The 22,220-nt window shown below is 42.2% G+C and carries 23 protein-coding genes and 1 tRNA gene; 9 read left to right on the top strand and 15 right to left on the bottom strand.

The features are described from left to right. Positions 1-47: 47 nt before the first annotated feature. The 3 genes from BW976_RS23595 to BW976_RS23605 all read left to right on the top strand — a co-directional run bounded on the left by BW976_RS23595 (position 48) and on the right by BW976_RS23605 (position 2,583). The gene (locus tag BW976_RS23595; protein WP_084192330.1) at positions 48-1,085 is read left to right on the top strand and encodes a DUF1735 domain-containing protein; all 1,038 of its coding nucleotides are present in this window, start codon (positions 48-50) and stop codon (positions 1,083-1,085) included. 200 nt (positions 1,086-1,285) lie between these two features. Continuing rightward, positions 1,286-2,191, top strand: coding sequence for a DMT family transporter (locus BW976_RS23600; protein ID WP_084192331.1), 906 nt, complete (start codon positions 1,286-1,288; stop codon positions 2,189-2,191). 41 nt (positions 2,192-2,232) lie between these two features. Then, a complete protein-coding gene (locus tag BW976_RS23605; protein ID WP_076377172.1) occupies positions 2,233-2,583 on the top strand; it encodes a glyoxalase superfamily protein in 351 nt (116 codons plus the stop codon). A 12-nt stretch (positions 2,584-2,595) separates the two neighbouring features. Here the strand turns inward: BW976_RS23605 and BW976_RS23610 are convergent, their stop codons facing one another. Further along, positions 2,596-5,037: a T9SS type B sorting domain-containing protein gene (locus tag BW976_RS23610; protein ID WP_175614169.1), complete on the bottom strand. Its 2,442-nt coding sequence runs from the start codon at positions 5,035-5,037 to the stop codon at positions 2,596-2,598. A gap of 424 nt (positions 5,038-5,461) precedes the next feature. Between BW976_RS23610 and BW976_RS23615 the strand changes: the two genes are divergently transcribed. Together BW976_RS23615 and BW976_RS23620 are read left to right on the top strand one after the other, a co-directional pair. After that, positions 5,462-6,235 (top strand): helix-turn-helix domain-containing protein, encoded by a 774-nt coding sequence (locus BW976_RS23615; RefSeq protein WP_076377176.1) that lies wholly within the window; start codon positions 5,462-5,464, stop codon positions 6,233-6,235. 74 nt (positions 6,236-6,309) lie between these two features. After that, positions 6,310-6,624: an antibiotic biosynthesis monooxygenase family protein gene (locus BW976_RS23620; protein ID WP_076377177.1), complete on the top strand. Its 315-nt coding sequence runs from the start codon at positions 6,310-6,312 to the stop codon at positions 6,622-6,624. A gap of 55 nt (positions 6,625-6,679) precedes the next feature. Here the strand turns inward: BW976_RS23620 and BW976_RS23625 are convergent, their stop codons facing one another. Continuing rightward, on the bottom strand, positions 6,680-7,750 hold the full coding sequence (locus tag BW976_RS23625) for an SDR family oxidoreductase (RefSeq protein WP_076377179.1): 1,071 nt from the start codon (positions 7,748-7,750) through the stop codon (positions 6,680-6,682). A 152-nt stretch (positions 7,751-7,902) separates the two neighbouring features. Between BW976_RS23625 and BW976_RS23630 the strand changes: the two genes are divergently transcribed. Together BW976_RS23630 and BW976_RS23635 are read left to right on the top strand one after the other, a co-directional pair. Continuing rightward, complete coding sequence (locus BW976_RS23630; RefSeq protein ID WP_076377181.1) at positions 7,903-8,235, top strand: PadR family transcriptional regulator; 333 nt, start codon at positions 7,903-7,905, stop codon at positions 8,233-8,235. 12 nt (positions 8,236-8,247) lie between these two features. Beyond that, the gene (locus tag BW976_RS23635; RefSeq protein WP_076377183.1) at positions 8,248-8,829 is read left to right on the top strand and encodes an HAAS signaling domain-containing protein; all 582 of its coding nucleotides are present in this window, start codon (positions 8,248-8,250) and stop codon (positions 8,827-8,829) included. A gap of 26 nt (positions 8,830-8,855) precedes the next feature. On the opposite strand, the gene BW976_RS23640 is transcribed toward BW976_RS23635, so the two are convergent. The 10 genes from BW976_RS23640 to BW976_RS29545 form a co-directional block, all read right to left on the bottom strand. Continuing rightward, on the bottom strand, positions 8,856-10,202 hold the full coding sequence (locus BW976_RS23640; RefSeq protein WP_076377185.1) for a sigma-54-dependent transcriptional regulator: 1,347 nt from the start codon (positions 10,200-10,202) through the stop codon (positions 8,856-8,858). A gap of 196 nt (positions 10,203-10,398) precedes the next feature. Further along, positions 10,399-10,602: a YqaE/Pmp3 family membrane protein gene (locus BW976_RS23645; RefSeq protein ID WP_076377187.1), complete on the bottom strand. Its 204-nt coding sequence runs from the start codon at positions 10,600-10,602 to the stop codon at positions 10,399-10,401. A gap of 24 nt (positions 10,603-10,626) precedes the next feature. After that, complete coding sequence (locus BW976_RS23650; RefSeq protein ID WP_076377189.1) at positions 10,627-11,001, bottom strand: nuclear transport factor 2 family protein; 375 nt, start codon at positions 10,999-11,001, stop codon at positions 10,627-10,629. 44 nt (positions 11,002-11,045) lie between these two features. Beyond that, positions 11,046-11,585, bottom strand: a complete 540-nt coding sequence (locus tag BW976_RS23655) for an acyl-CoA thioesterase (protein ID WP_076377191.1) — start codon at positions 11,583-11,585, stop codon at positions 11,046-11,048. A gap of 74 nt (positions 11,586-11,659) precedes the next feature. Then, complete coding sequence (locus BW976_RS29910; protein WP_260180814.1) at positions 11,660-11,794, bottom strand: hypothetical protein; 135 nt, start codon at positions 11,792-11,794, stop codon at positions 11,660-11,662. 46 nt (positions 11,795-11,840) lie between these two features. Next, on the bottom strand, positions 11,841-13,097 hold the full coding sequence (locus BW976_RS23660) for a type IX secretion system plug protein (RefSeq protein WP_076377193.1): 1,257 nt from the start codon (positions 13,095-13,097) through the stop codon (positions 11,841-11,843). Between the two features lie 450 nt (positions 13,098-13,547). Further along, a complete protein-coding gene (locus BW976_RS23665; protein WP_076377195.1) occupies positions 13,548-15,473 on the bottom strand; it encodes an ABC-F family ATP-binding cassette domain-containing protein in 1,926 nt (641 codons plus the stop codon). 180 nt (positions 15,474-15,653) lie between these two features. Next, positions 15,654-16,439, bottom strand: a complete 786-nt coding sequence (locus BW976_RS23670; protein ID WP_076377197.1) for an SGNH/GDSL hydrolase family protein — start codon at positions 16,437-16,439, stop codon at positions 15,654-15,656. 148 nt (positions 16,440-16,587) lie between these two features. Further along, entirely contained in the window at positions 16,588-17,136 is a 549-nt protein-coding gene (locus tag BW976_RS23675) for an REP-associated tyrosine transposase (protein ID WP_076377199.1), read from the bottom strand. Positions 17,137-17,148: 12 nt separating this feature from the next. Then, on the bottom strand, positions 17,149-17,325 hold the full coding sequence (locus BW976_RS29545; protein WP_175614170.1) for a hypothetical protein: 177 nt from the start codon (positions 17,323-17,325) through the stop codon (positions 17,149-17,151). 120 nt (positions 17,326-17,445) lie between these two features. Between BW976_RS29545 and BW976_RS23680 the strand changes: the two genes are divergently transcribed. Next, positions 17,446-18,489, top strand: a complete 1,044-nt coding sequence (locus tag BW976_RS23680) for a quinone-dependent dihydroorotate dehydrogenase (protein WP_076377201.1) — start codon at positions 17,446-17,448, stop codon at positions 18,487-18,489. 186 nt (positions 18,490-18,675) lie between these two features. Here BW976_RS23680 and BW976_RS23685 read toward each other — a convergent pair whose 3' ends face one another. The 3 genes from BW976_RS23685 to BW976_RS23695 form a co-directional block, all read right to left on the bottom strand. Further along, positions 18,676-18,855 carry a spore protein gene (locus BW976_RS23685; RefSeq protein ID WP_076377203.1) on the bottom strand — a complete coding sequence of 60 codons (180 nt, stop codon included), beginning with the start codon at positions 18,853-18,855 and terminating at the stop codon, positions 18,676-18,678. Positions 18,856-18,889: 34 nt separating this feature from the next. Beyond that, a tRNA-Cys gene (locus BW976_RS23690) sits at positions 18,890-18,960 on the bottom strand. Between the two features lie 50 nt (positions 18,961-19,010). Further along, positions 19,011-19,760, bottom strand: coding sequence for a TrmH family RNA methyltransferase (locus BW976_RS23695; protein ID WP_076377205.1), 750 nt, complete (start codon positions 19,758-19,760; stop codon positions 19,011-19,013). Between BW976_RS23695 and tamL the strand changes: the two genes are divergently transcribed. Then, positions 19,751-22,126, top strand: coding sequence for a translocation and assembly module lipoprotein TamL (gene tamL, locus BW976_RS23700; RefSeq protein ID WP_139332411.1), 2,376 nt, complete (start codon positions 19,751-19,753; stop codon positions 22,124-22,126). The genes BW976_RS23695 and tamL overlap by 10 nt on opposite strands. The last annotated feature ends 94 nt before the right edge of the window (positions 22,127-22,220 follow it).

A 22,220-nucleotide genomic window follows, 5' to 3' on the forward strand; every position in this document is an offset into this window, starting at 1 on the left:
AAGTATGATGACCCCTCTTAAATAAGTAAGGATTTAAAAAATATTTTATGAAAATTCATATATCATCAATGCTAAAATGGACTGCTTGTTTAGTATTGACCATAGCTTCCTGCAAACAGGAATACCTGGAAGGGGTAAAATCGAATCCTGCGGTAAAAGTTTATTTACCACAAGCAGAAAAACCGAATGGACTTGTTGATGCGCTTGTTGATGGCAAGTTATTGGTTGACAGCGTAGCCGGCACAGCTAATTTTTCGGTTCTGGTTTATCGTGGTGGCGAATCAAACTTTGATGCTTTAACTGTGGATGTAGGTATTGATAATACCGCTATAGCCGGTTTGATCACGTCAGGCGCGTTACCGGCCAATACCGTTATACTAGACCCGGCCGATTATACTTTACCGTCAAAAGATTCTGTGACGCTCAATAATAACATCATGAAAGGTGCTATCATACCTAAAATAAAGATCGCCTCTATGACCAAATATGGTGGAAAAACCGCAGCTTTAGGTATCAAAATAGCCAATTCATCAAAGCAGGCTATCAATACCGATATGAATAAAGTGATCATTTATTTTAATGTGGATCAGCTACTGGACGCGGTTACGCCTAAAACCAATATGGTTGATAAAACCAAATGGACGGTTTTAAAGATCGCTTCAAATGACAACGTTACGTTTAAGGTTAATGATGATGGAAGCATACTGGCATCCGGAGGCAGTGGCGGGCATCAGGGCGTTTATCAACCTTTTGAAGTAAGAGCCAACAAACAATATAAGATTGATTTTAATGTACAGGGACAGGGTGCTACCAACACTTGGTTTGAAGTTTACCTCAGTACCTTACAACCAACACAAAACAAAGATTATAGTGATGGTGGCATACGTATGGCTCTGAATACCTGGACAGGTTGCGGTAATACACCATTTAATGGCTTATTATCAGCTGTTAAATGTGCGGGCAGTGGCAACGTGGTTTCATTCCCAAATGCTGGTACAGTTTGGCTGGTTATCAAATCTGGAGGGGATAACCTGGGTACCGGTGGTATAAAACTTACTAATATTGATTTTAGAAGGGTTAATTAACCCATGATATTGAAGATCTCTTTTGAGATATAGTTGATGTAGTATATACATACTATGAGCGTCCCGGGGTGAGATACGGGGCGCTTTTTTGTTTCTATATTTCAAGCTATTACAACCAAGCAGACTATCTTAGGCACAGTTTCTATATAAATTGTTTATTATTCGCGCACAAATTTTCAAATATAGAGTACCTTCAAAAAATGTTAAATAAAAAGTTAATAGGCTTAAGTAGTATATTGTTTGTCATGATTGTTTGGGGCAGCAGTTACCCTGTAACCAAGATGATTATCAATGATATCCAGCCGTTAACACTTGCTTTTTGTCGTTGTTCTATAGGCGCTATTACGTTATTACTTATATTTTTGATCAATACAGATAAACCCATCAAGGAGTATTTGGTTGGTGTGCCATGGTTCTCTATTATATTTATGGGCTTAACGGGAGTTACTTGCTTTTATACACTTTTTAATCTTTCGGCCCAACTTACTTCGGCATCAGTAGGATCATTGATACAGGGGTTTATCCCGGTTTGTATAGCGCTGTTTGCTGCAGTATTTCTTAAGGAAAAATTATCTGTTGTACAGATAGTTGGAATAACAGCCTCTTTAGTAGGTGTAATGCTCATTGGGTTTTTATCAAGCGATAATAACAGTGATACCCGGAACAGCATAACGGGGAACCTGTTAATGATTATTGCTGTAATTTCATGGGGTGCATATACTATTATGTCAAAAAAGACTGCTGCTCATTTTAATCCGTTACTGATTACCAGCCTAAGCACATGTGTTGGTTCATTGTGTTTACTGCCTGCCGCTATATTTGAAAACCGGCATTCCGGCTGGCCGGTTATACATCTGAATTCATTGCTGGCGATCCTTTATCTTGGAGCTGTATCCTCGGGTGTCTGCTATTTACTATATAGTAAATCGCTACAATTATTAACCGCGGCACAGGTTGGGAATTTTGCTAATCTCGACCCTGTAGTTGGATTGATTATATCTCTTGTTTTTTTAAATGAACATATTAATATTTTACAAATAGCCGGCGCAGTTTTAGTTTTGGGTGGTATTGTACTTAGTACCAGGAAAAGCCGGTTGGCTGGTTAAAAATAATTCGGACAGGGCTGCATTTATAAATATAAATATCGATGAAAGTTAAACGCATTGTATCCAATATCAGCACACCTGATGTTGCAAAAGCTAAAAGTTTTTATCAGGATGTATTGGGGCTTGACGTAGTAATGGATCACGGTTGGATAGCAACATACGGTTCCCCTGATAACATGAGTATACAGATCAGCTTTGCATCTGAAGGTGGCTCCGGTACGCCCGTTCCTGATGTTTCTATAGAAGTTGATGATATTAACGCCGCGATTGAACGGGTGCGTAAAGCAGGATTCAAGATAGAATATGGGCCTGTTGATGAACCCTGGGGCGTAAGGCGTTTTTATGTGCGCGACCCATTTGGCAAATTGATCAATATATTAGCCCATCTATAGTATACCGACCTGTTATCGGATAATAGCTACCCATCCTGCTAAAGGTTTGCTGCCATTCTTTAAATCGATGATATAGTAATAAGTGCCTGGTGGTACCTTGTCACCATGATAGGTGCCATCCCAAGGTGTCCCATAGCCGTTGGTATGAAATAGAGCCTGGCCATAACGGTTGAATATATTAACCGTACAATTTGGATAGTTGACCAGATCGTCAATCTTCCACACATCATTAAACCCATCACCATTGGGTGTAAAAGTATTGGGGACATGAATGGGTGTTATTACAGTAACCGTAACCGGAACGGTGGTTTGACAGCCGATTGATGAGGTAGCCGTGAGATAATAAGTTGTTGTAACACCAGGATTGGCCAGTGGATATGGCGTACTGGTACTACTCAGACCAAATGCAGGCGACCAGTTTAGAGAGACAATATCTCCTGAGAGTTGTGGAACCAAAGTTACACTTTCGCCCAGCTTTATAGTTGGATTCTGATTGAAAACAACTCCCGGTGCCGGATTAATATGAACTTGTATAGGCTGACTGGTTTGAGGCACGGTACAACTCACATTGTTAGCCGTAATACAGGTAACTACGTCATCGTTTTGCAGGGTACTGCTACTAAAGGTTGGCTGATTGAATCCGGCATTAACACCGTTTACCTGCCATTGATAACTGTTAACTGTAGTACCAGCTGGTATGCTTGCTGTAAAGTTTATCGCATTGCCGGCGCACACGGTAGCATCTGCCGGTAAAGAACTAATGGTGGGGGTGATGCCATCTTGTGGAGAAGTAGAGTTAATAGAACTTACCACCGTTACCGGTACATTGATAGAAACTGTACCACCCAACATGGCAGGGGTGTTGGTATTACCATTATTATTGCCAACGATGCCATTTCCGGCAATGGTAGTAAGCTGACCTGCCGGGGTTATGCGTACAATACGCTCATTATCGGTGTCAACTACGATGAGGTTACCAAAGGGATCCAACTTTATACCGATAGGGTTATTTAAAGTGGCCTTATCCCCTGGGTTGGTGGTGTACAATTGAAGCGTGGTGACCTTACCCGAAGGATCGATTTTACGGATGGCATTATTTTTTGAATCGGTAACGTATAAATTCCCCTGGCTATCCCCGATAATACCTTTCGGTTGGTTAAAACTTGCCGCGGCTCCTGTACCATCTGTAAACCCCGAACCATCGTGGCCTGCTATGATGGTTATGGTGCCATCGGGAGCTATTTTTTTGATGGCGCTGGTATAATCGGTTATGTATAAATTCCCTAATGGGTCTGTAGTGATACCTATGGGGTTGTTTAATTTTGAAACAGATGAAGGTGAGGTAATGGTAGTAACCATACCACCTGGTGTTACTTTACGGATCAGATAATCGCCCTGTGTTATATATAAACTGCCGGCAGCATCTATCGTGATCCCTTTCGGATCTTTAAAACTCGCGGCTGTACCCAATCCGTCAACCGTTTTATTTTGACCGTCACCGGCCAGGGTAGTAACGGTACCATCGGGCGTTATCTTCCTCACGCGGTCATTCTCATCAATTACATACGAATTTCCGGCCGGGTCAATGGTGATGCCATTAACCACTTTGAATTTTGCTATAGCGCCGTTACCGTCTGCGTATCCGCAGCCACTGCCACCCGCAAAAGTTGTTACCGCGCCATTGCTTGCAATTTTTCTGATGCTGCAGCTATAACTGTCGGCTACGTAAATGTTACCAGCTGCGTCGGTTACCGCATCGGAAGGTACACTAAAAGTAACAGCCTGTGGGTTTGGTCGTAAATTGCTGCTGGTAAGCGTAATGGTTTGGTTTCCGAGATTTGCACAGCTTAAATTTGGAGGGCTTATCGTATTCGTTAGTGTACTGCCATCACATACGAACGGTTGGCCCAGATCTGCTACCTGTACCTCGTAACTTCCGCTCTCACTTAATTTAAGTGTTATAGGTTTGGGTTTTGGAAAAATTACCGGGACAGCATATGGGGTAACCGAAAAAAAAACAGCTGTAGTGCCCCCAAACTGATCACCGGCAGTGAGTGTAATAGTGGTAGGTTGGTTTACAGTTAATGCTGTGCCCGCAACAGGTTCCTGTTTAATACTAAGTGTGACATTTGTACAAATATCATGAGGTGCAAACATTACGGTATAATCAGGCAAAACGGTATTACAGCTATTGTCTGCCGGAATAGTTACATCGTGGTAATTTGAAAATATAGGAGTACTGACAACTATAACCGGTATTGCTTTTGTTTGAGTAGTGCCTGGTGTACCATTACTGGCCGTAACGGTTATGGTTTGCGGGCCAAGTGATGAACAATCGAGTTGAGAAGGATTAACCGTAACGCTACCATTTACAGCAAGTCCGCTGATATCGGCAACATCTGTAGAGGTGATGGTTTTATGACCGGTTTCGTCAAGTTGTAGCCTTACGGCCATTTTAGGGGTAATCTGCGGAGTTTGCGCCTGAGCCGTGCCAAAGACAAAAATTAACAGACAAAATAAACAAAGACTTTTTTTTAATGCTGGGGATGCACCAGCAATTATCCTATGGTTTTTTAGGTAATAGGCAGAGGCTGAAATAAAGGTTGAACGCATCTTTTTCCTTGCATTACAGATAATGCATCCCATTATCCATCAGTTAACACAAAGTTGTTAATTAACAAATTAAACGAAAAAGCAGTTCATTATGTTCAGTGCGCTTGTATCCATATTATTCATTATTAACAGCTGACGGATAAAAGGTGACATGCTTTAAAAGAAAGTATAAGGTTTAAAATTTAAATTGACGTGTGTTCGGGATAGAAGGCGAACTCATGTTATCTTAGTAATCCTTAAAAAGTGGGTTTACATGGTAGAGGTTATGAAACTAGAGCGATATTTTCCTGCTGATATTTTAAAGCCCTTTATTGAAAATTACCTGTTCATCGAAAGCGAACAGGGGATGGAAAACTGTGTGCTGCCAGATACGTCCATAGTTATGGGTTTTAGGTATAAAGGCGCTATAAGCGATGAAATTGAGGGGATTAAAAACAATTTGCCTGGAGCTCTCCTAACCGGATTGAGGAAATCTGTTCGTTTGATCAATTATTCAGGACAGACCGCTATGTTGCTTGTAGTTTTTAAACCGGGAGGAGCAGCAACATTTTTTAAAGAACCACTCCATGAACTGTTTGGCCTAAGCTTAGCACTGGACGCCTTGATTGGTCAGCAGAAATTGACTGAGGTAGAAGAACAACTAGCAGAAGCAAGTGATAATTTTCAGCGGATTGCCGTCGTAGAGCGATTTTTACTTTCGAGATTATATCTGGCCAAATCCGATTTGCTTATCCAACATGCCATTAAACAGATCCGTTTGACTAAAGGAACCTTACGAATAAAAGACCTGGTAAGCACATTTCCTATTAGCCATGATCCCTTCGAAAAGCGATTCCGGAAAATAACAGGCACCTCGCTCAAGCAGTTTTCATCCATAGTTCGTTTACGAAACCTGATAGAAAAGTATGATCCAACGATCGATCTCACCGAAACGGCTTTGGCTGCCGGTTATTTTGATCAGGCTCATTTTATAAAAGACTTCAGAATATTTACCGGCCAAACCCCGCATGAGTTTTTCAGATCGACCATTCACTGGTAAATCAATGATTTTTTACAATTATTAGTTCCTTGCTTTGCTGAATTTTGGATCAACAAATAATTCAGTAAAACATCATGAAACAAATATTCATCGACAAATTTGTAATCCCCCAAAACGGCAAACAGGAATTTACCCAAAGGATGAACTTCAATCGGGATTTTATTAAAAACTTACCAGGCTTTTTAGGCGATGCAGCCTACGAACGCGCAGACGACAACGGAAACATGATTTGTATAACCGTGGCCAACTGGGAAAGCGAAGACGCTTTAAACCAGGCCAAACAGAAGGTACAGGCAGAATACCAACGTATTGGCTTTAATCCGGCCGAATTGCTCGCTCGCCTGAATATTACGATGGAACGGGAAATTTTTCAGCCCTTAGCCAATTGATTAAAGCATCAGCAGGTATATTTTATTTGTATGCCTGCTGATACTTCATTCAGACTTAAGGGATCACTTTTTTACGACGGAATTCATCAAACAGATCCACAAACATTTGTTCGGTATCTACATACTCGTGAAAGCCAAAACGGCGTGCTTTGGAGCCATCGGCAAAAAAGTCATAATTCCAGGAGAAAACAAAATCTCCAAAACCCCAGTACGAAATAGTTTCATATCGATGTTTTTCGAGCCCATATTTTTCCTGGATCTTTTCCCATATTGGAGCTTTATCGGCCATCACGGTTTGCAAAGGCATTTGCAGTGGAGATGCGATTTCGAGATCAAAATAACGGGCAATTTTTGGCCACATTTCATTCCATCGGAATAGATCGCCATTGTTGATATTAAAGGCCTGATTAGCGCACCTTGGATCGGTAGCCGCCCATACCGTTGCTTTCGCCAACAGCCGGGCATCAGTCATTTCCATCAGTTTATCATAAGCTCCAGGTTTGCCCGGAAAGCGCAAAGGAATGCTTAATTCTTTAGAAATAGTAGCATAGACAGCAATAAGCAGGGCCAGGTTCATGGGGTTACCCAGCGCTGTACCGCCCACAACCGAAGGCCGGATAGCCGACCACGTCCAGGTTTTGCCTTGCTGCCGCTGCTTCAGAAAATTTTGCTGATCAACATTAAATTCCGGTGGCATATGACCTGCGTCGCTCTCTTTAGCGGGTGTTTTAAAAGGGCCAAGGTGAGCGCCATAAACCTTATATCCCTGCATCAGGCTTATATGTTGCAGATTCAAAGCAATAGGCTCAATAACATCAACCAAGTTTACCAGCATGGTTAAATTGGGTTCTACCAGTTCGGCCCAGGTGGGTTTATCCTGGTAGGCGGCATAAAATATATGAGTGACAGCGGATAATGAGCTTAGCTGTTTAGTAGTATCCTCCTTATCGAGTAAATTCACCGGGATGTAGGTAAGGTTTGTTGAAGAAATACCCCCACGTCTGGAGAGCCCGATAATATTCCAATCACCAAGGGATACCAGATGGTTGATAAGGTTAGTGCCAATTACGCCATTGGCGCCAACTATTAACGCTGTTTTAGCAGGGTTTAAGATTTGGTTGTACATGATATTGTTTGTTGCTTATATCAAAATTCAAACTTTTGAGCCCTCTGAACCCTGTAAAAAACAAGCATTAGTATGTAAGATTTGGGTAAAATGGACATAAAAATTTTTTCTAAATACATTGTAATACGATGTTATTTGTATAGCTTTGTATTATGGAATCCAATGTTATAGCCAAATGGGAAACGCAAATGAAAAAGGGTACGCTTGATTTCATTATTTTATTGCTTTTAAAAAAGAAAGACCAATACGGGTACGAATTATTAGAGCAAATTAAGTTAGCCTCTGGATATGATATCAGCGAAGGAACCATTTATCCGCTTTTGAACCGTTTAAAAGATGACCGGTTCATTGAATCAAAATGGGTAGAAATGGAAACCGGTATGCCCCGGAAATATTATAGTATTACGAATAGCGGACAGACATCTTTAGAAAAAATGACCGCATTTTGGGCCACGTTATCCGCCAATCTTGAAAACCTTATTTAAAAATATTAAATCATGAACAAAGACACCTTACTGAATGATCAGCATTATAAAGCCTATATGAAAAAGGTACATAGTATGATCAACAAATTGCCTAAGCATGATCAGGCTGATATTCAAAGAGAAATCAGTAGTCATATTTTTGAAAGCCTGAATAACTACCCCGAGACAACGATAGAACAGGCCCTGGAAAACCTGGGAGAGCCACAAACCTATCTATCAGAATGGGTAGTAACCAAAAAATTGGAAAGAGCTGTGAGCACGTATAATCCTTTCCGCATTATATGGGGACTGATTACCGGGATTATTAAGCATGGTGCATACGCATTTAAATACATTCTTTTTGGTTTACTGTATTTATTTACGTTTACATTCGGCTTTCTTTGTATCGCTAAAATCATTGCTCCAAGCCATACCGGTTTATTCATCTCTTCACAAAGTTTTGTTTTTGGTTTTAGCAGTGATATCAGCAATGCGCATGAAGTGCTTGGGGCAAAATTTATTCCAATTTGCTTATTCATCACCATTTTGCTGTATATGGTTATCACCGTTTTATTAAAGATGTCGTTAGTGAAAGCTAAAGAACGACTTTTTTAACGATGTTTTAAGGAAAGGGGGCGGTCTTATTCCAGACCGTATTCCTTCAGTTTTCTGTATAAGGTAGCTATCCCGATGTTTAGCAGGTGAGCGGCTTCGGCGCGGTTGCCATGGGTATGGTTCAGTACCCGCTGAATGTGTAACTTTTCTACTGACGACAGATCAAAAGCCGATATAGGGATGCCTGTTTTTACCTGTTGCTGCTGAATTTCGTATGGTAACAGAGTTTCATCTAAAATATGAGTATCAGCCAGGATCACCGCCCGCTCAATCACGTTTTTGAGCTCACGGATGTTGCCGGGCCATGGATAATCTTCCAGTTTGCGCACAAACTCATCGCTTAGCTCATTGAGCTGTTTTTTTACCTTTAAGGTAAAGTGCTGCATAAAATACTCAGCGAGCAGTTTGATGTCTTTTTTACGCTCGCGCAGGGCAGGTAAGGTGATCTGGAAAACTGAAAGCCGATAAAAAAGATCAGACCGGAAATGGCCCTCAGTAATTTCGTTTTGCAGGTTACGGTTGGTTGCTGCCAATATCCTTACGTTCACCTGGGTTGGTTTAATATCGCCGATTTTTAAAAACTGCTGCGATTCCAGCACCCGGAGTAATTTGGCTTGCAGATCATGGTCAAGCTCACCTATCTCATCTAAAAAAATGGTACCTCCGTTGGCTTCTTCAAACAACCCTTTTTTATCCTTCAGCGCCCCGGTGAATGATCCGGCTTTGTGGCCAAACAGTTCACTTTCCAATAGGTCCTTGGTGAAAGCACTGCAGTTTACCGCTACAAATGATTTGGTATTGCGGTTGCTGGCCTGGTGAATGGCTTCGGCAAAAATTTCCTTGCCGGTACCTGTTTCACCCAATAATAAAACAGTGGTATCGGTTAAGGCTACCTTTTGTGCCAGCTTGATCACATCGCTAATGGCGGTTGATCTGCCGATGAGCCTGTCGAAACCAAACTTATCATTCAGCTTGCTTTGCAGTTCTATAACGGTTTGCTGCAACAGGGCTTTATCCATAGCCTTGCTTACCAGCGGGATGATCTTTTCGTTATCATCGCCTTTGGTGATATAGTCAAAAGCCCCGGCTTTAATGGCTTTTACGCCATCGTTAATGGTGCCGTAGGCTGTTAGTACAATAATTTCTGTTGAAGGATAATTCTTCTTGATAGTTTCTGACAGGGTGATGCCATCAGTATCAGGTAGTTTTACATCACTGAGGACTACGTGTATATATTCCTGCTGTAATTTGCGCAGACCTTCTTTTCCATTGGCGGCAGTGAAAACCTCGTGTCCTTCCAATTGCAGGATACGGGCCAGCAGGTTGCGTAACCGTTCCTCGTCATCAATAATTAAGAGCTTACCTTTTTGCATCCTTCAGATGTGCCGATTTTAGATGTGCAAATGTGGTGATATTATTCGGGATGTGCAGGTTTTAGATGTGCAAATGTGGTGATATTATTCGGGATGTGCAGGTTTTAGATGTGCAAATGTGGTGATAGATGTGAAGGTTTTAGATAACTAAAATCATTTGCACATCTGAAATTTGCACATCCGCACATCAATTCACCTACCATGCCCTTGCCCGACGAGTGGCGCGCATTAGCTGGCGGTGCCTTTTAGCCTCGTAATAATCGTTGGTTACCAGTATGGAATGTATTACGCCTGGTATCCAGAAACACAAGGTTAAAAAAATATTCAATATAAATGCTCCGATACGGCCAGTGGTCAGAATGGCCAGCGGAGGGAATAAAAAACATAAAAAGTATCTCATGGCGCTAAAATTTAACAGTAAAGTTTATTGTAAAAGGACACTACTCACTGCTATGATTTTCCAATCATCGTCAAACATCTTCCAAATCCTGGTAAAACGGAACGTACCAGCAAACGCCTCATCGTTATATTTTCCGGAAATATATTTTTTAACGGCAACAATAGCTACATCCTCCATCAAATGAATAACCTGTTCACTAGTCTGGATATCATGAATGCGGAGGCTGCCTGATCGATGGGCGTCTAAGTCCATTTCTTTGGTTAATACCTGTCCCATATGATTGGTAAAGATCAGCTCATCATGCAGTAAATAATCTAAGACCGAAATATCACTATTTTTCATGGCAGTCAGCAGTAACTGCTCATTTGTAATAATTTCGTCTTTGCTTATTATCTTCATTATAGCATTTAGACCGCGAAACTATTTTTTTGTTACGGCCGCTATCAATCGCGCAGGTTGAGCGGTAACTGATCGCCAAAAAACAAGGCTTTTAGCTCGGTAGCGTCATTAGGCTGCATTTTACCACCCAGTATCAACCGTAGTTGGCGGCGGCGTAGGGCTCCTTCAAAAAAGGCTATTTCTTCTTCCGTTTCCGGTATTAGTGCAGGTACTGTTGTTTTTTGCCCTTCACTGTCAAGAGCCACAAATGTGTAATAAGCCTCATTGCTTTTTACGCGGGTGCCTGAGGGAATATTTTGTGCCCACACATCCATCCTTACCTCAACCGAGGTGGTGAACGCCCGGGTTACTTTGGCCTCAATACTAATCACATCCCCCAGCTTAATTGGTGATTGGAACGATACATTATCAACCGAAGCGGTTACCACAATACGGTTGCAATGTTTTTGAGCGGATATGGCCGCGGCAATATCCATCCAGTGCAGCAGGCGCCCTCCCATCAGGTTGTTTAAAGTATTGGTATCATTGGGTAACACCAGTTCGTTCATGATGGTATATGATTCTTTGGGCGATTTTCCGGTCATGTGCTTACATTTTATGCAAAGATATGCAATAAGTCCGGTTAGGCTAAATCCTCAGGAATCAATTAAGGCTTTGTTTATTTTTTTGCCATCAGCTCATGGGTAGCCTTCCCATCTTTGATGCCGATTTTTACAACATCTTTAGCAACATGATAAGCCAAAACAACAAAAGCTATAATGGCGGTACGGGCAATATTTTTAGGTTTGTTCATAGCCACAATTTATGAAATATTGTTCTTTAAATGAATATGTTGTATATTATTTCTTCACCGTGTTCAGTTCACCAAAACCAACCAGTTCGTCCCAGCGGCTGGTAGGCGCGCGATAGTAAATAAGCAACTGGTAATCATTTTCGGTTTCAAAGTGGCTGCCTTCCAGTGGGATATCACTGGCCCTTTTGGTAGCGTTATCATACCAGACATACTCATAATCATATACGCCTTGTTTTAGCAATAAATTGATATGGTATTTGCCATCCTCGCCAAAAATCAGCTTGCTGCGGTCATCCAGCTTATAGTCATTAAAGGCGCCAACGATGTACGGGCTACCCTCTGATTGAGACTTATAGGCAGCCAGGCCAAAATAGATGTGCGCGTAATCGGCATCTATGCGCGGGTCGCTGCCATCTTGGTTTAGCACAAAAAACTTGCCATCATTATCATACAGCAACAGGTAATCCGGGCTATCACGAATAGGATCCGTAAGCAGCACCACATTGTTGGCCGTATCTTTTATAATACGCGATATGCGCTGGGAATTAAGCTTTAACGTACGGGTATCAAACAGCCTGAACTCGTTGCGGCCTGGAAAATCATTGATCGATACATCATTATAAACCAATTGTGTGCCACGCACATAGGTTGGCTGTGTATTTAAAATACCGGTTTGCGTACGAGCGTTCTGCATCAGTAAAGCGCGGATCTCGAACGAAGGGTTTTGTACGGGTAAGCCGGCATAATCAACCGTGAAATTTACCTTTTGATTGGTTTTGCGGGTTTGCACATCCGGCGAGGTGCCAACGGTAGCCGCTATAGATACCTTTTTGTTGACCACATACAAGCGGCGGGTAAGCACAGGTTTCGACTGGTCGCCATTTTCATAAACTTTGAGTATGTAATTGCCTGATATTTTGGGCGCTATATTGTTGTTTGGCAGCTTGAGCTCATAGTGTGTATATTTTTGGATGGTACCGGTTGAGTAGGTATAGGTATACAAACGATCGTCGGTAAAGCTTTGCAGGTATTCGGCGGTAGATAGGTTCGACGAGTTCCAGCGGGTATCACAGTGCTCAATGGTATAATAGAAATTACGACTACCGCCATGCAGATCGTCAAAAGCGAGCAGTACTTTTTCGGTTGATCCTAAGGTGATTACCGGGAATGATCCCTGTTTTTGGGTGTTGTAAAACTCCACGCTTTTGATAGCTGGGTCGTACACATTATTATCATAAGGTGATTGCGCAAATCCATGCAGGGTAATGAATAAGAGAACCAATAGGTAGTAATGTTTTCTCATTTTTATCAATTTACTTTATTGTCCGATCCAGGCAGGATCGGTGTGGCGAAATTTAAGAATTTTCAGAATAGAAATAACCCCGGTGCTGCTCATTTAAAAAATTATCCTTTAGCGAAACCTTTTTAAACCTTGAATTTTAACACTTTTCTGTCCGAAAACGCGATAAAATCGTTCAAAAAGGGACTCAAAACCATAGATTTTAACACTTTTTAACAAATTTTAACACGGTTTTGAGTGGTTTTTAAAACTTTAAAAAGTATTAAAATATTGATTGTCAAATAATTAAATACCAAATAGTCGGTTTTTGGGCCTGTTTGTCCCTTAACTAAAACAGCCCGGCTCTCTGTTATTCAGAGAACCGGGCTGTTTGTATAAATATACGAAAAATCTGGGAGAATGCGGAAGTCTTTTAGTAAACATCTGCACATCAAAGTTCCCCCTTTAGGAGGCCTAAGCTTCCAGTTCGAGGATCTGCTCGGCCAGAGCTTCCCATTTTTGCTGAACTTGTTTTAGTTCGGCTTGCTTTTGGGCATAGCTCGCGTTGGTATCTTTTAATTTGTTGCTATCGGTATAAATTTTATCGTCGGCCAGTTGGGCTTCCAGTTGTTTTACTGTCTTTTCAAGCTCGGCAATCTGTTCTTCCATTTTGGCCAAATCCTGGTTCAGTTTTTTCAATTGCTGGAATTTGTTTTCGCTTTGTGGCTGTTTAACAGGCTCAGGCTTTTTCTCTTCCTTTTTGGGTTGAGGTGCAGCTGGTATGGCTGTTTTAGGTTCGAGTTTGCGTTTAGCTGCCCACTCATCGTACTCGGCGTAAGTGCCCGGGTAAATTTTGATCTTCTGATCTTCAATAAACCAGATCTTGTTAGCCACATTATCCAGGAAAAACCTGTCGTGCGATACCACGATGAACGTGCCTTCGTATTGCTCCAGTGCCTGGATCAGGATGTTTACGGATTGCATATCCAGGTGGTTGGTGGGCTCATCCAGTACCAGGAAGTTGGCATCGGCAGTAAGGGCCTTGGCCAAAGCCACGCGCGATTTTTCGCCACCCGAAAGCACCTTGATCTTCTTGAATACATCATCTCCGGTAAACAGGAAGGAACCTAATATGGTACGCAGCTCTGTATCGGTATGTTTTGGGGCAAAAGCCTGTAGCTCCTGCAATACCTGGTTTTCCAGGTGCAGGGATTCCAACTGGTGCTGGGCAAAAAATGTAGTGCTTACATTATGCCCGGTAGTTACTTTACCTTTATAATCGTGATCTGCCGAAGCGATAATGCGTAACAAGGTCGATTTACCTTTACCGTTGGCACCGATCAGGGCAATTTTGTCGCCTTTTTCAATTACAGCTTCACCGCCATTCAAAATATCAATAGCAGGATATTTTTTGACAATATCTTCCAATGTGATTACGTGCCTGCCCGATTGTTTAGAGAAACGGAAAGCGAAGTTAACTGATGGATTATCATCATCCACATCATCCACACGCTCCATTTTATCCAGCATTTTGATACGCGACTGCGCCATTTTTGCTTTGGAAGCCTTGGCACGGAAACGCTCAATCAAACGCTCTTCCTGTTTTATTTTTGATTGCTGGTTTTTGAATTCACCGCGCTGGATTTCTTCGCGCTGGGCTTTTTCTTCCAGGTAAAAAGTATAGTTGCCCGCGTAAACGGTCAGTTTGCCTTTGCGCGATTCTACCGTACGGTTGATCACCTTATCCAGGAACCACCTATCGTGCGATACAATAATGATAGCGCCGTTAAATGCTTTCAGATAATCTTCCAGCCATTGAATAGATGGTAAGTCCAGGTGGTTGGTAGGCTCATCCAGCAGCAGGATATCGGGAGCCTGTAATAATATTTTAGCCAGCATTACCCGCATGCGCCATCCACCCGAAAAAGTGTTGAGCTTGCGTGCGCAATCGCTGTCGCTAAAGCCCAAACCGGCTAAAATTTCGCGCGCCTTGTATTCAATGTTATAACCATCAAGCAGCTCAAACTCATGTTGTTTATCGCTCAGCTTGTGTAAAAGATCTTCGGTATAATCGGTTTCCAGCTTTTTAAGCAGGTTTTCTATCTCGTCATGCAGCTGGTTCTGGCGCTCAAAAGCCTCCATAGCCACGTGCACAATAGTTTTATCAGATGAGTATGACAGCAAATCCTGGTTCAGGTAACCCATGGTAAGGTCCTTAGCCATGGATATGGTGCCCGATGTAGGTTTATAGTCGCCTACAATAATTTTTAAGAGGGTAGTTTTCCCGGTTCCATTGGCACCTATTAAACCAATTTTTTCACCGGGTTTTATATGCCAGTTGGCTTCATCGTAAAGGGCCCGCGCACCAATCTCAAACGTAAGGTTATTTATAGCAATCATTTGCGCGCAAAGATACGATTTTTGAGCTTAAAGCAGAAGGCTGAAAGCGAAAGGCTTAGAGAGTAATGTCTAACATCGAATTTTGAATTTCGAATGACGAAGCAGCATCTATTTTGTTACCTCGATATTCGAAATTCAGCATTCATTATTCGATATTAAATTACCAAAACTTTAAGCCTCTCAGGCTCCCACTGCTTTAAGCCATGTTTGCGCCATCAATGCTTCGCCGGGTACGCTGGGGTGTACGCCATCCATGCTCCAGTAAGGGGCGGGGGCTACTTCCAACGCTTTATCAAACGCGGCCTGGTAGGGTACAAAAACGGCTCCGAATCCGGCAGCGATATCGCGTGCGGCTTTGCGGAACAGATCAAACGTGGGGTACCATTTATCGTCCACGGCCCGCACACCTTTGGTGGCAAAAGGCTCGCATATCACCAGTTTAACATCGGGCAGCGTTTGTTTGGTAAGGGTAAGTAGTTTTTTATAGTCGGTAATGTAAGTATCGATGGTGCCTGTATAGCCGCTGGTAAGGGTATGCCAAAAATCGTTCACGCCAATGTGGATGCTCAGGATATTCGGTTTCATGTCAAGGCAATCGCTGGTCCAGCGTTCTGCCAGTTGATAAACCTTATTGCCGCTGATGCCTTTGTTGTATATTTTCAGGTCTTTGCTGGCATGGTCAAGCAATAGTTTGGAGGCGGTGATCAGGGCATAGCCCGAGCCTAATGCGCTGGTGGTATTGGGTTCGGTTTTTGTATGATCGCGGCCCCAGTCGGTAATGGAGTCACCCTGGAACAGGATCACATCGCCATTATTGAATTTCAATTTAGGCCCACTTTTTTCGGTGGCTAATGCTGCCGATACAATTTGCGGGATACCCACCGCAGCTATTGATCCTACAGCAGTGGTTTTCAAAAAATTGCGGCGACCTTGTTTAAAAGTGTCTCTTAATGTTTTCCTGATCATTCTGGATTTGTTTTAGGCGTAACTGAATTTTCGAAAATACAGATTTGCGGTGTTTTTTTTAATAAAATAAATTACTACCGCGAGTTTAGCGATAGCGTAACTCGTGGTGTAGCATGGAGTAAGCTTCCAGCTTACCAAACCAAAATATTCAACCCATTAAAATAATATCGATTAACCCTTTACCACCGGCATAATCCCTTGCACTGCCGTACAGATAATGTTCAGGTTCATCAACCCAGCCTGCAGTTACAGGATTATGATGCAAATAGTTGAGTTTCTGATCTATTATCTCATTACTCCACAATTCGATAGGATGATTTCCTTGCTGCCAAAATTGATAGTGTTCGTTGTTTGAATTCGCCTTACCCTCCCGTTCAAAAAACCATAACATCCATTCACGACGGCTTTCCTGACTGTTTTCATCGATGGCTTTTATGATAGCTTTTGAAGTGTGTCTTTTTATATCTCTTAAGATATCCTGCATCGGTTTATTTTTGGTGCCGATGATGAGATGGATGTGATTGCTCATGATTACCCAGGCGTATAGTTGGAGCCCTTTATGTGCGATGCAGTATTTAAGACTGTCAACGATAATTTCTTTGTATTCTCGTCTGGTAAATACGTCGATCCATCTTACGACGGTAAAAGTTACAAAATAAGGTCGCTCCTGATCGTGGAATTTGTAATTACTGCTCATGGGGGAGTTAAGTTAGTAAAGTTGTGTTAAAGCTGAAAGCTTTACCATGCTATACCACGAGTTACGCTGCGCTAAACTCGCGGCAGCGCCAGTTGCAAAATAGGGCCGTTCCTGATCATGAAATTTATAATTGCTGCTCATTGAGGAGTTAAGATAGTAAAGTTGTTGTAAAGCTGGAAGCTTTGCCATGTTATACCACGAGTTGCGCTGCGCTAAACTCGCGGCAGCGTTCGCTCTATTAGAGTAGCCAAATCAAAAAATCCTAAAATTCTGGTTTACACACATAAAGGAATGTGCTAACTTCGCGGCATGTATTTTTTATTAAAACCCATCCTGTTCCAGTTCGATCCCGAAAAAGTACATTATTTTGTAACCCGTAACTTAAAACGGTTTAATCGTTTTCCGGGTGGCGCTGCTTTGAGCAGGGCCATTTGGGATGTCAACAATCCACGACTGGAAAAAGAGGTGTTTGGCCTTAAGTTTAAAAACCCGGTAGGACTGGCGGCCGGTTTTGATAAAAATGCCGAACTCATGGGCGAAATGGCCAACATGGGTTTTGGTTTTGTGGAGATAGGTACCGTTACCCCGTTGCCGCAACCTGGTAACCCTAAAACGAGAATGTTTCGCTTACCTTCTGATGGTGCGCTTATCAATCGCATGGGTTTTAATAATTTTGGTGTTGATGTAGCTGCAGAGCGCATTGCCGCTTTCCGCAGAAATGCGAAAGGGGCTCAGAAAGATCTGATCATCGGCGGTAACATCGGCAAAAATAAAGTTACCCCCAACGAAGAGGCCGTTAACGATTATATCAAATGTTTTGACCGCTTGTTTGATGTGGTTGATTATTTTGTGGTGAATGTGAGCTCGCCTAATACACCGGGTCTGCGCGAATTGCAGGAAAAGGAACCGTTGATGCACCTGCTGAATACCTTACAACAACGGAATTCAAAAAATGGCACCAGTAGGCCTATTCTTCTGAAAATAGCTCCAGACCTCACCGATTCACAGTTGGATGATATTGTTGATATTGTACAGCAAACCGGCATAGCAGGTATTATTGCTACCAATACTACTATCAGTCGCGAAAATTTAACCGCTGCCGAAAGTTTAAAGAATGAACTGGGCGGACTGAGCGGCAAACCATTAACCAAACGCTCCACCGAGGTGGTCCGTTACCTTCACCAAAAATCAAACGGATCGTTCCCCATCATTGGCGTAGGGGGCATACATTCTGCCGATGACGCGATGGAAAAACTACAGGCCGGCGCTTCGCTGGTGCAGCTGTATACCGGCTTTATTTATGAAGGCCCGTGTTTGATTGGCCGGATTAACAAGAAGCTGCTGGCTATTTAGTTAGAGATTTTTCTATCGTAGAGGCACATCACATGTGTCTCTTTTTTTTGCACCTTATAACACGAAAGACGCATGTAATGCGTCTTTCTACGGAAAATAAAATCCATAAAAAAATCCCACCGGTTTCTGAAACCAGCAGGATTTATAAGATCTTTTAAACGCGGTTAAGCGCTCAAACAGAAAAAATTATTTTGCAGCAGCGATAGCTTTTGCTAGAACTTCGTTGTTTTTAGCAATCTGGCTATGTTTTGACTCAGCAGAACGGCTTCCGTACTCCAGGTTAGTAGCCAGTTTCAAAAACTGAACTTCTAAACGTGAAGTAGTTTTGTTTTTTCTATCTTTTCTTTTTAAACGAGTAACGCCCATGGTCTTGTTATTTTTAATTTTTTTAATACCCTTGAGGTCGGGAGCGGATTCGAACCGCTGTAAAAGGTTTTGCAGACCTCTGCCTAGCCACTCGGCCACCCGACCATTTTTTAAGGACTGCAAAAATAGTAATTTATTTTTTGGAAAGCCAATATTTATTTCATTGATTTTCTTTTTATCTCAGAACATAGTATCGCCGTGGCAATGGCCACGTTCAATGATTCGGCATTTCCGGCCCTGGGGATGGTTACTGCGCTGGTTATCAATTGCTCAACCGGGGCGCTTATACCGTTCCCTTCGTTACCCATCACCAGCAGGCCCTCAGTTCCAAAATGGGTGTTATATATATTTTCACCATTGAGCATAGCTCCGAATATGGGCAGTTTGATCTGGGGCAGTACGTTTAACAGATCGGCATAATGTACGTTAACACGTGCCAGTGAACCCATGGTAGCCTGTACTACTTTGGGGTTATATACGTCGACGGTATCTTCTGAACAGATAATATCCTGTATGCCAAACCAATCGGCAGTACGTATAATGGTGCCCATATTGCCCGGATCCTGTATGCTATCCAACACCAGCGAAAACTTTTTTTCGAGCGCTTTATAATTTAATACCGGCCATATTGGTATCTTGACCAAACCAATTACCTCCTGCGGTGTTTTCAGGGAGCTGATTTTTTGGAGTTCATTTAATGAAATTTCCTGAAAGTTTATTTTTCGGGATAAATTCAGCAATTTTGGAGCAATTGCAGGGGTATGGTAAATGGTATCAACCTGGTAGGCAGAGTTTATAAATTCCGTAACTGATTTGTAACCCTCAACCATAAATAAACCATGTTCCCTGCGAAACTTTTTATGTTGTAAGGATGATAATAAACTGATTTGTGATTTTGAAAGCATATATAAACCCTGCTGTTTTCCGCCTTACAATATTAAGTATTTTGCTGCTCATTATCGGATCGGGATGCAGCAGTACCCGTGGTTTGAAAAAAGACCAGGTAATAGTACGCAAAATTACTATTCATGGCATCGATAAAGAATTTGCCGAAGCTGCTGTAAATTATGTAGATAAGGAACAGCAACCCAATAACTGGCTCAACCTGCAGTTTTATTATACTTTCAGTAAAAACGGCAAGCGTAATTTTGGCGAAGCCCCATCTATCCTGGATAGTAACCTGGTTGAATTTTCCCGTTTTCAGATAGAAAAATACATCCAGAACCGCGGTTACCTCAAAGCTAAGGTAAAGGATAGTATCGTTGTAAAAAAACAAAAGGCCGAGCTGGTTTTTACCGCCCACGAGGGGCCCATGTTCAGGATTCGCAAGGTAACGGATAGCATTGCCGATAAAAACATAAAGAATTTATACAACGCCAACCGTAACAAGATATCCCATATTTCGCCCGGAGCGCGTTTTGATACCGATAGTCTGGCCCATGACCGGGATGAGCTTTACGCGCTGATGAAACGGAATGGCTACTTTGATTTTTACAGGCAATACATCAGTTTTGATTACGATTCCACCTTTAATAGTAGCGTGGTTGATGTAAAAATGAACATTGATAACCCGGCTGGTAAAAAGGAGCACCCGGTTTACACCATCAATAATACGCTGATCACCATTTCGCGCAGTAACGGGCGCACACCAGGTAAAGCAGATACCCTGCAGGTTGATTCGCAGTTTAGGTTTGTTGATTTCTCGGGTCGCTTTAAGCCACGGGTAGTAAAAGATTATACCTTTCAGCGTAAAGGCGATCTTTACAATGCCGACAATCAAACGCTTACAACTACCCGACTTTCGGAATTAAGCGTGTTTCGTAATGTGCCCAACCCCACTTACGAAAAACTGCCCGATAGTTCAAACCGGCTCAATACCAAAATTGATATTGTACCACTCAAAAAAATGTCTGACAGGGTGGAGGGCGAGGTGCTATTTAGCGGGGGGCGCTTTGGTTATAACGTAGGTACCACTTTCACCAACCGTAACCTGTTTAAACAGGCCGCTATATTACAGGTGAAATTAAACTGGAGTATCTTATTTGATAACGGGCATAGTATTCAAAACCAGGAGTTGAGAGCGGGGGTTAGCCTCATTTATCCACGTATTTTAACACCCTTTGATTTTCCGCTGTTAGGTAAATTTGGGGTGCCTCATACTACTTTTTCCAGTAACTATTCCCTGTTTTATCAAAAAGACCTGGTTAGGCGCGAAAGTTTCATTAACTCCATTAGCTATGACTTTTTTGAAACCGGGCGTAAGCAACATACCATTACACCTATCAGTATTGAATTTTCACGCGGCATACTCGATCCGGCAGCCAGGGATACGTTTATTAAACAAAACAGGCTTTCCTATGTAAAATTAATTGGTCGTACCACCTTTACAACGGGCAGCCAATATACTTTTCAGTATAACGCGCTGGAGTTAAACTCTTACAAAAGCTTTACGTATTTCCGGGGTAGTTTGGATATTGGGGGTAATTTCCTGAGCCTTGCGAGCAGCGTGTTCAATACATCAAGAGATGCGGATAATGAACGTAAAATGTTTGGCTATACTTTTTCACAATATGCCAAAACGGAACTTGATCTGCGTATTTACAAATCATTGGGAGATGAGCGGCAGTTTATATTCCGTATAAACCCGGGTATTGGTATCCCATATGGTAACAGTAACCAGTTGATATTCGAAAAAAACTTTTACACTGGTGGTGCCAACGATATCAGGGCCTGGTTGCCTCGCACATTAGGCCCGGGACAGTTTAATCGTGGTACTTTTTATGGTAATGATTACAATACCCGTGCAGGTCTACAATACCTCGATCAGTTTGGGGAAATAAAAATAATTGGTAATGCCGAATACCGGTACACGTTGGCTAATAATCTTTGGGGAGCCAAACTAAAAGGGGCCTTATTTATGGATGCTGGTAACGTATGGCGCCTGGGTAAGAAAGCAGAAAACCCCGACGGTGAGTTCAGGTTTGATAACCTGCTGCAATCTACAGCTGTGGGTATTGGTACAGGCCTGCGGTTTGATCTCGGTTTCTTTATCTTCAGGCTCGATGCGGCATTTAAGTTTAAAGATCCGCAGTTTAACGGTTCGGATCAATGGGTGCTCATCAAACACTTTGGCGAGCTATTTAACGATGGTCCGTTTAAAAAGGCTTATTATCAAAACAATGCAACTGCCAAGGATAGCAATGGTAACGTTACAAAAGGCGACAGCTATAACTTTATGCAGCTGAATTTTGGTGTAGGGCTGCCTTTTTAATTAATTATTGAGTTAGCGAATTAGTGATTGGGGGAAGCCTGAGTTTTAAAGGGTGCCTCTGCGCACAAGTCTTCGACAAGCTCAGACTGACAGC

Source organism: Mucilaginibacter lappiensis (assembly GCF_900155965.1).
GTDB lineage: Bacteria > Bacteroidota > Bacteroidia > Sphingobacteriales > Sphingobacteriaceae > Mucilaginibacter > Mucilaginibacter lappiensis.

Bases quoted from the DNA above. Each gene is read 5' to 3' on its own strand.
- BW976_RS23640 (WP_076377185.1), bottom strand. From the start codon at position 10,202: ATGCAAAAAGGTAAGCTCTTAATTATTGATGACGAGGAACGGTTACGC.
- BW976_RS23635 (WP_076377183.1), top strand. From the start codon at position 8,248: ATGAACAAAGACACCTTACTGAATGATCAGCATTATAAAGCCTATATG.
- BW976_RS23605 (WP_076377172.1), top strand. From the start codon at position 2,233: ATGAAAGTTAAACGCATTGTATCCAATATCAGCACACCTGATGTTGCA.
- BW976_RS29545 (WP_175614170.1), bottom strand. From the start codon at position 17,325: ATGGCAAAGCTTCCAGCTTTACAACAACTTTACTATCTTAACTCCTCA.
- BW976_RS23595 (WP_084192330.1), top strand. From the start codon at position 48: ATGAAAATTCATATATCATCAATGCTAAAATGGACTGCTTGTTTAGTA.
- BW976_RS23685 (WP_076377203.1), bottom strand. From the start codon at position 18,855: ATGGGCGTTACTCGTTTAAAAAGAAAAGATAGAAAAAACAAAACTACT.
- BW976_RS23655 (WP_076377191.1), bottom strand. From the start codon at position 11,585: ATGACCGGAAAATCGCCCAAAGAATCATATACCATCATGAACGAACTG.
- BW976_RS23670 (WP_076377197.1), bottom strand. From the start codon at position 16,439: ATGATCAGGAAAACATTAAGAGACACTTTTAAACAAGGTCGCCGCAAT.
- BW976_RS23630 (WP_076377181.1), top strand. From the start codon at position 7,903: ATGGAATCCAATGTTATAGCCAAATGGGAAACGCAAATGAAAAAGGGT.
- BW976_RS23610 (WP_175614169.1), bottom strand. From the start codon at position 5,037: ATGGCCGTAAGGCTACAACTTGACGAAACCGGTCATAAAACCATCACC.
- BW976_RS23625 (WP_076377179.1), bottom strand. From the start codon at position 7,750: ATGTACAACCAAATCTTAAACCCTGCTAAAACAGCGTTAATAGTTGGC.
- BW976_RS23675 (WP_076377199.1), bottom strand. From the start codon at position 17,136: ATGAGCAGTAATTACAAATTCCACGATCAGGAGCGACCTTATTTTGTA.
- BW976_RS23620 (WP_076377177.1), top strand. From the start codon at position 6,310: ATGAAACAAATATTCATCGACAAATTTGTAATCCCCCAAAACGGCAAA.
- BW976_RS23600 (WP_084192331.1), top strand. From the start codon at position 1,286: ATGTTAAATAAAAAGTTAATAGGCTTAAGTAGTATATTGTTTGTCATG.
- BW976_RS23665 (WP_076377195.1), bottom strand. From the start codon at position 15,473: ATGATTGCTATAAATAACCTTACGTTTGAGATTGGTGCGCGGGCCCTT.
- BW976_RS23680 (WP_076377201.1), top strand. From the start codon at position 17,446: ATGTATTTTTTATTAAAACCCATCCTGTTCCAGTTCGATCCCGAAAAA.
- BW976_RS29910 (WP_260180814.1), bottom strand. From the start codon at position 11,794: ATGAACAAACCTAAAAATATTGCCCGTACCGCCATTATAGCTTTTGTT.
- BW976_RS23660 (WP_076377193.1), bottom strand. From the start codon at position 13,097: ATGAGAAAACATTACTACCTATTGGTTCTCTTATTCATTACCCTGCAT.
- BW976_RS23615 (WP_076377176.1), top strand. From the start codon at position 5,462: ATGAAACTAGAGCGATATTTTCCTGCTGATATTTTAAAGCCCTTTATT.
- BW976_RS23695 (WP_076377205.1), bottom strand. From the start codon at position 19,760: ATGCTTTCAAAATCACAAATCAGTTTATTATCATCCTTACAACATAAA.
- BW976_RS23650 (WP_076377189.1), bottom strand. From the start codon at position 11,001: ATGAAGATAATAAGCAAAGACGAAATTATTACAAATGAGCAGTTACTG.
- BW976_RS23645 (WP_076377187.1), bottom strand. From the start codon at position 10,602: ATGAGATACTTTTTATGTTTTTTATTCCCTCCGCTGGCCATTCTGACC.